Below are 14,236 nucleotides of genomic sequence, written 5' to 3' on the forward strand. Positions count from 1 at the left end.
TTTAGGGCTAAACTATCTCAACAGACTAAAATGTGCCTTGTGTATGTTGCCGTTAGCCCGTTTTACTACAAACCAGTAATCAGTAGCCGGTAAGGAGTGCCCGTTATAAGTACCATCCCAGCCATCTAAGTAGTGCAAAACGGCTATCAGTTTGCCATAGCGGTCAAATATTTCGGTAACAATACCGGGTTCATAGGCCGCATACTCAATATGCCACAAGTCGTTTTCGCCATCGCCATTTGGTGTAAAATACCGGGGATAGTTTAGCAATGTAATGTTGCCGGTGGCTGTGCCACAGCCGTTTTTATCGCGTACGTAAACTTTGTAATGCCCTGCGGGCAGGTTTTCAAAATAGGGCTCATCCTGAAAATGAATACCATCAAGCGAATATTCATAATTGCCATTTCCACTTGCTGAAATGCTTATGGAATTGTCGTTATAAGTCCAGTCGGTTCCATTTACTTCAATTGCACTTGCACCGGACGACATAACTACTTCAAATACTGCTGTAGTACTACAGGTAACAGTGCCATAATTTTGTGTTACGGTTACTTCATACTCTCCGGCTTCAACAGCATCAATGTAAGGTTCCTGGCTTGTTAGTGCCTGGTTGTTAAGCGACCAAGTGAAGGTGTGGTCGGTTGATAACCCGGTGTCTATATGTAAGGCATTGGTATTGCCTTCGCACATGTAATAATACGGGGCTAAGTTTATAATAGGGGATTGGGTTACAACTACGGTTAATGTTGTGGGCATAGCGCACTGACCGGCGGAGGGAGTAAAAGTGTATGTGGTTGTTGATGAGTTGTTTATTTCCGGCAGCCAGCTTCCGGTAATACCATTATTTGACGTTGTGGGTAAAGCAGCCAGTGTTTCTCCGGAACAAATAGCCGCAACAGCAGTAAATGTTGGTGTTATGTTCGGGCTTACGGTAATGGTAAGTGTTGTTGTAGTGGCACACTGCCCCTCAGTTGGGGTAAACGTATAAGTGGTTGTTACGGTGTTATTTAAAGCCGGAGACCACGTTCCGCTAATGCCGTTGTTAGAGGTTACAGGCAATGCAGCCGGTATTTCGCCAGAACAGATTGCGGTAACAGGTGTAAACGTTGGTGTTATACCTTGGTTTACCGTGATAGTAAGCGTTGTGGTTGCAGCGCATTGCCCGGCTGTGGGGGTAAAGGTATAGGTAGTTGTACTGGTGCTGTTTAACGCAGGAGACCAGCTTCCTGTAATACCATTGTTAGAAGTTGTGGGTAAGGCTGCCGGTGTTTCGCCGGGACAAATTGCGGCAACAGGTGTAAATGTTGGTGTTGTACCCTGATTTACCGTTATGGTAAGCGTTGCTGTTGGGGCACATTGCCCGGTTGTGGGGGTAAAGGTGTAAGTAGTTGTTACCATATTGTTTAATGCCGGAGACCATGTGCCGGTTATACCATTATTTGAGGTTGTAGGCAGGGCTGCCAGTGTTTCGCCGGGACAAATTGCGGCAACCGGGGTAAATACTGGTGTTATGATAGGATTTACTGTAATGGTAAGGGTGGCTGCCGTGGCACACTGCCCTGTATCTGGCGTAAAAGTATAAGTTGTTGTGGTTGTATTGTTTAATGCAGGTAACCAGCTTCCTGTAATGCCTTCAATAGATGTTGTAGGTAATGAAGCCAATGTTTCGCCGGCGCATATTGCAAGAACCGGGGCAAATGTTGGTGTAGGGTTTACAGCAATGGTTAACGTTGTGTTTGTGGCGCATTGCCCCTCAGTTGGTGTAAACGTATAAGTGGTTGTTGCCATATTGTTTAAACCCGGAGACCATGTGCCTGTTATACCATTATTTGAGGTTGTAGGTAAAGGTGCTAATGTTGCGCCAACGCATATTGGGCTAACAGCAGTAAATTCGGGTGTTGGAAACGGAACAGCTACAACGGTAAGCAATAAATAGCCATTACCGCCATTACCACCTATGCCTGTAGGGTTTGGCGAACCGTCGTTATCATAAGATGCGCCGCCCCCGCCACCTCCAAAGTCGCCGCCATGGCCGCCGTTACCGCCGTCTGCACCGCCTCCTCCGCCTCCTCCGCCGAAGTAACCGTCCATATAGCTGCCACCGTCTGCACCATTTGCGCCGGAACTGCCGTTGCCGCCACAGCTTCCTGCCCCGCCGCCGCCGCCTGCACCGGCTGTTGTACCATTTCCTGCCGCTGTAGCATCTGTCTGTGCACAGGGAGTACCGCTGGTTGTAGCGCCAAATCCTCCGCCTGTGCCCCATTCCCCTAAAACAGTTACGGGATTGCCGCCTGTGCCGCCTGTGCCTTCACCGGTTCCGTTAGGATCAAATCCGGCAGCTAAAGGCCCCCAGCCACTTGCATATGGGCCACCTGCTGCGCCTCCGCCCGCGCCTGCCCCTACCATACAATATCCTGTAATTATATTATCAGTATAACAAGTAATAGGATCGCTAATTGCGCCATATCCTCCACCTCCACCTTCTCCGTTAGAACCTGCGCCACCACCGCCTCCGCCTCCGCCGCCATCAGTATCACTGCCGCGAACGCCCTGTGTGCCAGGGCCTCCCCTCATTCCAAATGTTCCTGTAAGCCCAGTTCCAAATGTTGATGATACTCCAAACATACTACTTGTGTATGTGCCGGCTGCATTATACCCGCCATATCCGCCGGGACCGCCGGTTGCACTTAAAAATAACCCTGTAGTGTTGTTGTTTACCCCCGGCGAGGTATTAAACCAGGTTGCGCCTCCTGCTGTGCCATTGCCCCCGTTTGTACCGCCGGCACCACCAATACCAATACTGTAGCAGTAAGAGTTTCCGCCTATTGCGGTAAACGTTACCTGTGCATAGGCTGCACCGCCACCGCCACCGCCCGTACCGTTAAATGCACCTCCGCCACCGCCACCTGCACCCCAGGCCTGAATAGTTACCTGGTAACAGTAGCCTTCTTCAAACATTATGCAGTCGCTTCCGCTAAAGGAAGAATATATTCCTGAGCTGTTTATTGTTGATGGAATTGTTTGCGCAGACAAAATAGTAAAGAGTAACAATAGGAAAGGTGTAAACACCGCCTTTTTTTGTAGCGTGAGTTTTTGCTTCATGGGTTGGATGTGTTTGTGCGGCCTTAAGAAAAAACTTCTTAAGGCTTTGGAGATTTACGTGTTGATTTTTAGCAATTTTTGTTAAAATTACATAATTTATTTACATTGTTGGCTTTATGTTTTACAAATATTCTTTATTAGGGTAATAATCATTTTAAAGGTGTAGGATTATGGTTTTATATTTGTGAAAATTTGTGTAATTGGTGGCTAAGCTAAACCAATTCACTACATTTGGAAGTATGAACATTGATGCACAATTAGAAAAAATATCTGCCTTCTCGCACCTTGAGCTTTTGGCCAACCAAATAGTGGAAGGTTTTATCTCAGGGATGCATAAAAGCCCGTTTCATGGCTTTTCAAGCGAGTTTGCCGAGCATAAGGTGTACAACCCCGGCGAAAGCACAAAAGCTATAGACTGGAAGCTATATGCCCGTACCGACAGGTTGTACAGCAAGCGTTATGAAGAAGAAACTAACCTGCGTTGCCACCTGATTATAGACAACTCATCGAGCATGCATTATCCAAAGCTTAAAGATGGGCAGCAGTTTTATGAGAATAAGATAGGCTTTTCGGTACTGGCCTCGGCCGTGCTTATGGATTTGCTAAAGCGCCAGCGCGATGCTGTGGGGCTTAGCGTGTATTCTGATACCTACGAGTATTATTCTCCCGAAAAGGGCAGTGGAAGGCACCACCGCATGTTATTAAACAAGCTGGAGGGTATGCTTACGGCCCCATCTGCGGCTAAAAATACCGATACCACTACCTTTTTACACCAGATAGCCCAAAAGCTGCACCGCCGTAGTATGGTGGTTTTGTTTACCGATATGTTTCAGCCGGGTAATGATGAGGCGCTGTTTAACGCCCTGCAACACCTGAAGCACGACAAGCACAAGGTGGTATTATTTCATGTAATAGACAAAAAAACCGAGCTCGGCTTTGATTTTGACAACGCCCCGCGCAAGTTTATTGACCTTGAAAGCGGCGAACAGGTTAATCTTTTTGCCGAAAATGTAAAGCAGGAGTATGAAAAAGTGGTGGAAACCTACTTTAAAAAGGTAGCCGAAACCTGTATGCAGTATAAAATTAAGTACGTACCCGTTTCGGTAGACGAAAAATTTGAAAAAATTATGACTACTTACCTTGTTGAGAAACAAAAGTTTGGCTAATTTTATAAAAAATAATTATCAAATTGTTTCAAAAACATTTGCAGAAGTCAAAAACGGTCGTATATTTGCACCCGTAATAATGAAACAAACAGCGCTAAGCTGCTAATCATTAAGAACGCTGGTTTGGTAGTTCAGTTGGTTAGAATACCTGCCTGTCACGCAGGGGGTCGCGGGTTCGAGTCCCGTCCAGACCGCCAGTAAATTGCAAAGAAAGCCCTGCTTAAAGCGGGGCTTTTTGCGCCGAAATATATTACCTTCCGTAACAGGAGGTATCACGATAGTTGTGTTGTTTATGCCGCGAAAGCGGTAGGTTTAGTAGTTAGACCAATGAAAAGCTTTCCATTAAGTTGGAGGGCTTTTTTGATTTTTAATAGCTTTGTAAGTAATCAAATGCCTATGGATACTATAACACACCACCTAACAACCGGCACTGCGGCCGAAATCTCATCAGCCGGAACCGTAATACCAAACATACAGGATGGTATAGACCTTATGGGTAATCTGTATTATCAGGGGTTTGATAAGATAATCATCCATCAGGCAAATATAATCCCTGCCTTTTTTGACCTGAAGACCGGTATAGCCGGCGAAATACTCCAGAAGTTTTCTACATACAGGGTCAGGCTGGCCATTGTGAGCGATTTCAGCCACTATCAGAGCAAAAGCCTGGCCGACTTTATATATGAGTGCAACAACGGCAGGCAGGTTAATTTTGTGGCTTCTGTACAGGAGGCCTTAGATAAATTTAATGACTAATGAAAAGGATTACAGTATTTTGCGGTTCAAGTTTTGGAACCGACCCACTTTTTGAAAAACAGGCATATCTTACAGGGCAAACCCTTGCTGCTAAGGGTATTGGCCTGGTATATGGCGGTGCCCAGGTAGGGCTTATGGGGGCCGTGGCAAATGGCGTACTCAATACCGGTGGCGAGGCCATAGGTGTATTGCCCCATTTTCTGCAAACCAAAGAAATTGCCCATAACGGCCTGACTGAGCTCATTTTAGTAGAGTCTATGCACGAACGCAAAACCAAAATGAACGAACTGTGCGATGGCGTAATAGCGCTTCCCGGGGGCTTTGGTACGCTTGAAGAACTGTTTGAAATGCTTACCTGGGGCCAGTTGGGGCTGCATAAAAAGCCTGTAGGCCTGCTGAATATCAACGGTTTTTATGATGAGCTCATGGCATTTGTAAACACTATGGTAGATAAAGGCCTGCTGAAGCCTGTAAACCGTGATATGTTGCTTGTTGACAGTACAATAGAGGGGCTTCTGGTAAAAATGGAAGCCTATAAAGCACCCGAAACCGGCAAGTGGATTAGCAAAGAAACCACCTGATTACTGCCCTGATTGTTATATTTTGACTATTTTTGGGATGCCGCTGCGTGCGGGTTTACCGGATGAAAAAACTGATTCTATTACTTTTTGGCCTGCAACTAACTTCATGTCAGTACTTTGAAAAACAAGTGCCTGATGAAGATGCCCTGTTGCAGGAACGCCTTAAAGAAATAGACTGGAACAAGGTAAGCAGTTACCCGTCTTTCCCGGAATGCGATGCCATAACCGATAAAAACCTGCGTAAAGAGTGCTTTTTCAGTACGTTAACACGCCTGGTGCAGGAAAAACTGGGAGCCGATACCGTTGCCTTACTGGCACCACAAATTGACACCATTAACCTGAAAGTCACCATATTGGCCGATGCGTCAATGAAGTTTGAACCACAGTTTCCGGTTGATACTACCATCAACACTACACAGATTGACAGTATTTTAAAAGTGAAACTGGTTGATTTTCCGCAGGTTGAGCCTGCGCAAAAAGAGGGTGTGCCCGTAACCAGCCAGTTTATACTGCCTGTTATTCTTGATGTGCAGGGCGATTAGGCTTAAACCGCAGCACAAACCAGCTCCCTATTGTTACCGGTAATACAATATTCAGCAGCCATTGCAGGGTGGCAGCAATTACTATAACCCACTCATTTACATCCATTTTGCTAAAGAAAAGCACGGCAACACTTCCCCGCACAGCAAAATCGGTAAAGGTAAAGTTAGGTAAAGACGACCCCAAAAAGTACACCGCCGCTATGGCTGCAATCATCATAAAATAAGGCTGTTGCACGCCAAACGCTATAAAAATAAGGTAATGCTGGTGTATGATGCACAGGTAACGCAACACCGCATACAGCATATTTTTTCGGTGTATCTGTTTGGGAATCAGTTTGATGTTTTCAAACAGTCGTTGTAGCGAATAACCCTTTATGGCAATCTTCCGGCTCATGAAAACCAGCCCAATAACAGCCAAAACCCCCAGTAAAATAAGGGTAAGCAGCAGGGCAGGCACCAGGTGGTACCGGCTGTTGAATACAATTATCCCGGCAATACCGGCCAATACGGCTATAATCATCTGGATGCCGTTGCACACCAGGTTTAAAAAAATGACCTGTTTTGCCTGCTCTTTCCTGTAATACAGTGCTTTAGCGGCATATTCGCCCAGCCCGTTTGGTGTAAAAATGGCCAGTGTTACCGCTGCCAATACCTGTTTGGTGCTCTGCCACAACGATATAGCGGTAAAAGTGCTTACCAGCGCCTGCCATTTCAGGATCTCAAAAAAGCGGTTCAGTACGGTAAGTACCAGTACAATAGCTATGGGTAGTATGGCTTTGCTGCTGCTTAAAATGGCGCTAAGCTGCTGCCAGTCAAGTGCTTTGTCATTGCCCAGGCGGTGGGCAATGTAATAAAATGCAGCCCCAACCACTAAAAGTTTGGCTACCAGAACAAGATATTGCTTAGTTTTGTGCGATAGTGCCTGCATGGCGCAAAAGTAAGCAAACATTGGCAAAAGAACGCATAATATTAGGCATAGACCCCGGCACTACCATAATGGGTTTCGGGCTTATAAAGGTGGTAAATAACTCCATGGGTTTTTTGCAACTTAATGAATTACAGTTAAGTAAGTATGATGACCACTACCTGAAACTGAAGCTCATCTTTGAGCGCACCATAGAACTTATTGAAACCCACCACCCCGACGAGATAGCCATAGAGGCCCCATTCTTCGGCAAAAACGTGCAAAGTATGCTCAAACTGGGCCGTGCACAGGGGGTTGCCATGGCTGCGGGGCTTTCAAGGCAGATTCCCATAACCGAATATGAGCCCAAAAAGATAAAAATGGCCATAACCGGCAATGGTAATGCAAGTAAAGAGCAGGTAGCCAAGATGTTACAGCAGTTGCTTGGGTTGAAGGAACTCCCCAAAAACCTTGATAGTACCGATGGCCTTGCGGCCGCCGTGTGCCATTTTTTTAATTCCGGGAAAATTGTGGCCGGAAAAAGCTACTCCGGATGGGATGCTTTTGTGAAGCAAAATTCAGGGCGCATTAAGTAGTGTTTTTTAACAAAAAAGTGCTTAATATTTCACTTTTGGACTTCAAGATTCAGTTTAAAAGTTGAAGGCCAAAAGTCATAAAGTTGGTAAACCGAAGTACTGCGTTAAGTGCGTGACGAAATTTTCAGGGCAACTGTTTTACCTCAAAAAAAATTCACGATATATCGTGAATTTTGAGAAATTCAACTTTGTTTAAAACGCCACCTTTTTTTCAAATGAAAATATGTCAGGCATCGGCCTTTCGACTTTCCCTCTTTCGACTTTTGACTTTTCACTCTTTCGGCCCGCGACTTTTGACTTTCCTTCTTTCGACCTTCGACTTAATCACTAACTTTGCAACATGGCCGGCATTTACATTCACATCCCTTTTTGCAAACAGGCATGCCACTACTGCGATTTCCACTTTAGCACCTCGCTTAAAAAACGTGCCGAAATGGTAGATACCCTGGTGGCCGAAATCGCCCTGCGCAAAAATGAGTTTGCCGGGGTGCAGGTCGAAACCATTTACTTTGGCGGCGGCACACCATCGGTACTTACCAATGAGGAGATAGACCGCCTCATCAGTGCCGTGTATGCCCATTACACCGTTGTGCCCAACCCCGAGATTACACTCGAGGCCAACCCCGACGACCTGTCGCCCGAACGAATTGCCGAATTACCAAATTACCGCATTAATCGTTTAAGCATCGGCATCCAGTCGTTTTTTGAAGACGACCTCAAGCTCATGAATCGCGCCCACGACGCCGCCCAGGCTGAAGCCTGTCTTACTGAAGCCGTTAAGCATTTCGATAACATCTCAATCGACCTCATATACGGCACTCCCGGCATGGATAATACCAAATGGATTGCCAATATCGATAAAGCCCTTAGTTTCGGCATACCGCACATATCCAGCTATGCCCTTACGGTAGAGCCGAAAACCGCCCTGGCCAAATTTGTTAAGGCCGGAACAATCCCGCAACCCGGGGAGGAGCAGGCCCACGAGCAGTTCCTTATCCTGGCCGACCGCCTTACGCAGGAGGGTTTTGTGCACTATGAGCTGTCTAACTTTGGCCGCGAAGGTTTTTTCTCTAAAAACAATACGGCATACTGGCTGGGCAAGAAATACATAGGCATAGGCCCATCGGCGCACAGTTATGATGGCACGCACCGCAGCTGGAACATTGCCAACAACGCCCTGTATCTTAAAGGCATTGCCGCAGGCAGCCTTCCGGCGGAGACCGAGACACTCACTGTGGCCGACCGCTACAACGAATATATTATGACCGGCCTGCGCACCATTTGGGGTGTAGATGTGAATAGGGTTCGTGATGAATTTGGCATTGATTACTACAACTACCTTTTGGCAGAAGCCAATAAATACATAGCACAGGGGCTGCTAAGCCTTGATAACAACATTCTAAAAACCACCCGCGAAGGCAAATTCCTGGCCGACGGGCTGGCAGCTGATTTGTTTTTTGTAGCTTTGGAATAGTGAAGTAATGGAACGCGGATGACACGGATTGAGCGGATTTCCACGGATTTTTATCATGCGGCCCTGTAAGGGCCAGACGTTTCATAGCCTACGGCACCGCCGTGGGGATACGAGTGAAGCTATCCCCTCTTGAGAGGGGTAGGGGTGTGTAAAACTAATGGCAGACCGAATGATACCTGCACTTTCCCGACCCTGAAAGGGTCGCGCATATTAGCCCGGGATGAAATCCCGGGGATAGCATTGTGGATATCGTCATCCGAAATAAAAACAAACATGAAAACAACGCTGACATACAACAACCAAGCCCTGGTGGCTGATTTAACCAAGCCGCTGGACATATCGCTCCCCATAACATCTGAAGGGGTAAACCCCGTGGCATGGTACCTGGGGCAGCCCACCATAGAGCCCGTACGCATGGGCGATTGGACCGGCAAGGTAAGCGAAGGCAGCAGCACCAATTTTAACAACATTTTCTTTAACCCCCACGCACACGGCACCCATACCGAATGCCTGGGCCACATAACCCGCGATTTTTACAGTATTAACCGTGCGCTGAAGCAGTTTTTCTTCATGACGGAGTTAATTTCCATACAACCCGAAGAACACGGTGGCGACCTGGTTATAAGCATGGGGCAGGTAGAAGCGGCGCTGGCCGGTAAAACCCCGCAGGCGCTTGTTATCCGCACGCTGCCTAACGATACCGCCAAGCGCCATAAAAACTACAGCCATACCAACCCGCCTTACCTCAGTGAGGCCGCAGCAACGTTTATCCGTGAAATAGGGGTAGACCACCTGTTAATCGACCTGCCCAGCGTAGACCGCGAGGAAGACGAAGGCCGCCTGGTAGCACACAAAGCCTTCTGGAACGTAAAAGACATCAATAACCTCAATACCGATGCCCGCCACCACGCCACCATTACCGAAATGGTGTATGTGCCTGATTTGGTTACCGATGGCTCTTACCTGCTCAACCTGCAAATAGCCAGTTTTGATAACGATGCCAGCCCAAGCAAGCCGGTTTTGTATGGATTGTCGGAATTTTAGATTGTTGGATTATTCGATTGTGCGGATATCCTGTAGAGATACATTGAATGTGTCTCACGCATGAGTGGCATTCCCCTCCCTCGGAGGGGTGCCCGTAGGGCGGGGTGGGTAAAATGATAACAAAATGCTTTTTTAGAAATAAGCCCACCCCGGCTTCGCCACCCCTCCGGGGGCGGGGAATGCCATTCAAATCCTTAGAAGTGAGTGAAGCTCCCAACAACAGGCAACCATCAACCAACAACTAAAATGAAAAACCTTATAAAACTCGAAGAAGCCGCCTTATTTGCCTTGAGCCTGTACGGCTTCAGTCAATTACCCTATGCCTGGTGGTGGTTTTTGGTATTGATATTGGCGCCCGACCTCAGTATGCTGGGCTACCTTACCGGGAACAAAGCCGGGGCATGGGCCTACAACCTGTTTCACCACAGGGCAGTGGCGGTAGTGTTGTATGTTTTGGGGATATACCTTAACCAAACACAATCGCAGTTAGTAGGCATTATACTCTTTGCCCATATTGCCATGGACCGCTTTTTTGGCTATGGCCTAAAATATGGAAAAGGCTTTGCGTTTACCCATCTGGGTGAGATTGGTAAGGCAAAACAACAATGATATTTGTATCCCGGGCGTTGCCCGGGGCTTTGGAACGTCCGACCCTTTCAGGGTCAAAAAAACTTTGCTACTTTGTCACTTTGTAACTCTGCAACTTTATGACTATTCAGGATTTTTACGACTACTGCCTCTCAAAAAAAGGCGTTACCGAACACTTTCCGTTTGATGAAGATACCCTGGTGTTTAAGGTAGGCGGCAAAATGTTTGCCCTCTCCTCATTATCAAACTGGGAAAAAGGCAACCCCGGCGCCAACCTGAAGTGCGATCCCGACCGCGCCCTGGAACTCCGCGCCGAATATGAGGGTATTGATGCCGGCTACCACATGAGCAAAGTACATTGGAACACCGTTGCCATAAACGCCGATGTACCCGATAAATTGGTACGCGAACTTATAGCCCACAGTTACGACCTGGTGTTTGCCAGTTTAACGAAGAAAATTAGGGAAGAGTTGCAAAGTAGCTGAGTTGCAAAGTGACAAAGATGCAAAGTGACAAAGTTTTGGGTGCTACTGTAGAGACACATTGAATGTGTCTCACACACGAGTTAGCACGTACTGTTTGTCATTCCGAACGAAGCGCAGCGGAGTTGAGGAATCTCGTAACACAAGAGTAAGCACGCACGAGTGGCATTCCCCTCCTTCGGAGGGGTGCCCGTAGGGTGGGGTGGTTAAAAATGTTCAATATGTTATTTCCCACCCCGGCTGCGCCACCCCTCCGTGGGAGGGGAATGCCACTCAAACCCTAATAGTTTACGCATGCCCATTCGGCCACAATTCGCTAACGGTGTTTTTTTCAAGGTTAATAAGTACCTCAAAAAAGCAGTCGCCACCGTCGTTAACATGGCTTAAGTGTTTTCTCCAGCCATCGCCTTCAAAAATGCTACACATAGCATAAATCATTACCTGTTTTTCGCCTTTTTCGTTCAATTCGGGTACATACTGCCTTATATAATAACGCAGGTTAATATCTTCCCTGTTTTCTTTTTGATTATAGGTGTCAAGGCTTTTGTATAGCAAGGCATCGGCCTGTGCTATTTCTTCTTTTGACAGGCTAAGCCCGGGAAAATCTTCGTTGGCAATAACGGCCCTGTAGTCTTTAATTTTTAGGGTATCAGCCGAAATTGGCATGGGAATAGAAACAAGTTCAATATCGCCTTTAGGCTTTTCGGCGTTAACAGGCGCTTCTTTTTTCTGGCATGCAGCCAAAAGCAGTAATGCGGCAAATAGTATATTTTTCATGAAGTGGAGATTTTTTACTACAACGAAAAATACACTTTATTTGTTGTCCTTATTCGCTGGCGCGGACATCCTGTCCGTGCCTTAATAATGCATGAACCATCGGTTGTGAGTGAAGCTTCCAACAACCAACAACCGGCAACCAACAACTAATAAAACGAGCTGCGGAGCCTGCTCAGCTTGCGCGAAAGGTAGTTGACCAGGCCGTTATAGTCGTTAACCGCCATAAGTATTTCCATATTATCAGCATCGGGGCTAACCTGCATTTTAAGGTCCTGTATCAGGCGGCCCAAAAGCAGCCAGCGCAGGTCAATAATATGCTCATTGGTGTATACCGAAATACTCTGGCTCTTGTGTTTAACAGGTATCTGCTGCTTTTCCTCCCACTCGTGCAGGTTGTACTTCTCATCCTGCATATAAATATCGGTTGCGACAGATTGCAGTTCCGGCGGCAGGTTGTTGAGAAAGTTACCGGTCGCAGTCGCAGTCTCAGTCTCAGTCCCGGCCTGCACCTGTTGTTGCGCAAAATAATGGTCGGTAATGGCCTTGTACAGTGCCTGGAATATGGGGTTGGTAAACTGTATTTCGTCTTCCTGAAGGTTCAGGTAAATGCGTTCGTACACCTTGTAGCTTTTACGCTCGGTGTGTTCAAACTCCTTCCCAAACTCGTCATATTTAATATAAACGTCTTCAAAGTCCTGTTCGGTATCGCCATACAGCAACAGGATTTCTATAATACGGCGCTCTACGCGGTCTAATATATTAATGCGTTCCTGCGGGGCATCGGGCATATCGGGCACCACCTGCATGGCCTGTGCCTTGCGCTCATCCTTAAATTTCTTGTCGGCCTCGGCAACCTCTTTGCTGCTTACCTGCGCCAGCTCGCTTACCAGTATCTGCTCGCTGATGTCCATAATACGGCTCACTTCCTGCACATATACCTCACGCTGAATACGGTCCGGAATCTTACCAATACTCCCCACCATATCGCGTATAAGCCCTGCTTTCTTAACCGGGTCGGCCTTGGCTTCATCCATTAGTAATGATGCCTTAAACTGGATAAAATCCTTCGGACTTTCCTCAAGGTATTTTACAAGTTCGTCATGCGGGGTTTTCTTCGCGAAGCTGTCCGGGTCATCCCCATCAGGGAAAGAGCACACCTTAACGTTCATGCCTTCTTCCAGAATCAGGTCAATACCGCGAATAGAAGCACGAAGCCCCGCAGCATCGCCGTCAAACAGTACGGTAATGTTCTTGGTAAGGCGGCTAATAAGGCGAATCTGGTCGGGCGTTAGCGCTGTGCCGCTTGAGGCCACCACGTTTTCAATACCCGCCTGGTGCAGCTGTATCACGTCGGTATAGCCCTCTACAAGGTAGCAGTTGTCTTTCTTGGCAATGGCCTGCTTGGCATGGAAAATACCATACAGCACCTTGCTCTTGTGGTAAATATCGCTTTCGGGGCTGTTAAGGTACTTGGCTACTTTTTTGTCGTTGCCTAATATCCTACCTCCAAAACCCAGCACCCTGCCACTCATACTTTGTATGGGAAACATAACCCTGCCCCTGAACCTATCTGCCATCCTGCCGTCTTCACGGACGATAGTTAAACCTGTTTTTTCCAGATATTCCAGCTTGTAGGCTTTAGAAATACCCTCCTTACTAAAAGCATCCCATTCTTCAGGCGAATAACCCAGCCCCCATTTTTTTATGGTTTCGCCGGTAAAGCCACGCTCCTTAAAGTAGGAATAGCCTATAGACCGGCCTTCATCAGTATTATGCAGTACATTTTGGAAATACTTCGCTGCAAACTCCGAAACCAGGTACATGCTTTCTTTTTCGTTGGCCTGTTCCTTCTGGGCATCGGTTTGCTCGGTTTCCTCAATTTCTATGTTGTATTTGCGCGCCAGGTAGCGAATGGCCTCCGGGTAGGTAAAATGCTCGTGCTCCATAAGGAATGCCACAGCATTACCGCCCTTGCCTGAGCTGAAATCTTTCCATATCTGCTTTACGGGGCTTACCATAAAACTGGGCGATTTCTCGTTACTAAACGGGCTCAGGCCCTTATAATTGGTGCCCGAGCGTTTCAGGGTAACAAAATCGCCGATAACCTCCTCTACACGGGCGGTTTCAAAAACGGTGTCTATGGTATTTTTAGAAATCAAGTCTTATGGGTTGCAAAGTAACAAAGAAGCAAAGTTACAAAGTTTTTCGCCAGCATTTTTAGGGT

Annotated in this window: 13 protein-coding genes and 1 tRNA gene; 10 read left to right on the forward strand and 4 right to left on the reverse strand. The window is 47.0% G+C overall.

What is annotated here, in order from left to right; genetic code table 11:
* Positions 1-12 precede the first annotated feature (12 nt).
* Positions 13-3,102, reverse strand: a complete 3,090-nt coding sequence (locus AM279_RS20975) for a T9SS type B sorting domain-containing protein (RefSeq protein WP_160316461.1) — start codon at positions 3,100-3,102, stop codon at positions 13-15.
* 239 nt (positions 3,103-3,341) lie between these two features.
* Between AM279_RS20975 and AM279_RS16650 the strand changes: the two genes are divergently transcribed.
* From AM279_RS16650 to AM279_RS16670, 5 genes are all read left to right on the forward strand, one after another.
* Entirely contained in the window at positions 3,342-4,268 is a 927-nt protein-coding gene (locus tag AM279_RS16650) for a DUF58 domain-containing protein (protein ID WP_054409151.1), read from the forward strand.
* 120 nt (positions 4,269-4,388) lie between these two features.
* Positions 4,389-4,465: transfer RNA gene (locus tag AM279_RS16655), tRNA-Asp, on the forward strand.
* A 199-nt stretch (positions 4,466-4,664) separates the two neighbouring features.
* Positions 4,665-5,024, forward strand: coding sequence for a DUF4180 domain-containing protein (locus AM279_RS16660; protein WP_054409152.1), 360 nt, complete (start codon positions 4,665-4,667; stop codon positions 5,022-5,024).
* Positions 5,024-5,605, forward strand: coding sequence for an LOG family protein (locus tag AM279_RS16665; protein WP_054409153.1), 582 nt, complete (start codon positions 5,024-5,026; stop codon positions 5,603-5,605). Before AM279_RS16660 ends, AM279_RS16665 begins: the two co-directional genes overlap by 1 nt.
* A gap of 62 nt (positions 5,606-5,667) precedes the next feature.
* Positions 5,668-6,147: a hypothetical protein gene (locus tag AM279_RS16670; RefSeq protein ID WP_054409154.1), complete on the forward strand. Its 480-nt coding sequence runs from the start codon at positions 5,668-5,670 to the stop codon at positions 6,145-6,147.
* Here AM279_RS16670 and AM279_RS16675 read toward each other — a convergent pair.
* On the reverse strand, positions 6,122-7,075 hold the full coding sequence (locus AM279_RS16675; protein WP_054409155.1) for a lysylphosphatidylglycerol synthase domain-containing protein: 954 nt from the start codon (positions 7,073-7,075) through the stop codon (positions 6,122-6,124). The genes AM279_RS16670 and AM279_RS16675 overlap by 26 nt on opposite strands.
* 20 nt (positions 7,076-7,095) lie before the next feature.
* Between AM279_RS16675 and ruvC the strand changes: the two genes are divergently transcribed.
* The 5 genes from ruvC (at position 7,096) to AM279_RS16700 (ending at position 11,238) form a co-directional block, all read left to right on the forward strand.
* The gene (gene ruvC, locus AM279_RS16680) at positions 7,096-7,647 is read left to right on the forward strand and encodes a crossover junction endodeoxyribonuclease RuvC (protein ID WP_054410380.1); all 552 of its coding nucleotides are present in this window, start codon (positions 7,096-7,098) and stop codon (positions 7,645-7,647) included.
* 340 nt (positions 7,648-7,987) lie between these two features.
* Complete coding sequence (gene hemW / locus AM279_RS16685) at positions 7,988-9,121, forward strand: radical SAM family heme chaperone HemW (protein ID WP_054409156.1); 1,134 nt, start codon at positions 7,988-7,990, stop codon at positions 9,119-9,121.
* A 273-nt stretch (positions 9,122-9,394) separates the two neighbouring features.
* Positions 9,395-10,165: a cyclase family protein gene (locus tag AM279_RS16690; protein ID WP_054409157.1), complete on the forward strand. Its 771-nt coding sequence runs from the start codon at positions 9,395-9,397 to the stop codon at positions 10,163-10,165.
* Between the two features lie 246 nt (positions 10,166-10,411).
* Positions 10,412-10,774 (forward strand): DUF4260 domain-containing protein, encoded by a 363-nt coding sequence (locus AM279_RS16695; protein WP_054409158.1) that lies wholly within the window; start codon positions 10,412-10,414, stop codon positions 10,772-10,774.
* A gap of 98 nt (positions 10,775-10,872) precedes the next feature.
* On the forward strand, positions 10,873-11,238 hold the full coding sequence (locus AM279_RS16700) for an MmcQ/YjbR family DNA-binding protein (RefSeq protein WP_054409159.1): 366 nt from the start codon (positions 10,873-10,875) through the stop codon (positions 11,236-11,238).
* Between the two features lie 285 nt (positions 11,239-11,523).
* Here the strand turns inward: AM279_RS16700 and AM279_RS16705 are convergent, their stop codons facing one another.
* A complete protein-coding gene (locus tag AM279_RS16705; RefSeq protein WP_054409160.1) occupies positions 11,524-12,012 on the reverse strand; it encodes a hypothetical protein in 489 nt (162 codons plus the stop codon).
* A 146-nt stretch (positions 12,013-12,158) separates the two neighbouring features.
* Positions 12,159-14,171, reverse strand: a complete 2,013-nt coding sequence (gene dnaG, locus AM279_RS16710; RefSeq protein WP_054409161.1) for a DNA primase — start codon at positions 14,169-14,171, stop codon at positions 12,159-12,161.
* Positions 14,172-14,236: the final 65 nt, after the last annotated feature.

The organism is Flavobacterium akiainvivens, from assembly GCF_001278115.1.
GTDB classification, from domain to species: domain Bacteria; phylum Bacteroidota; class Bacteroidia; order Flavobacteriales; family Flavobacteriaceae; genus Flavobacterium; species Flavobacterium akiainvivens.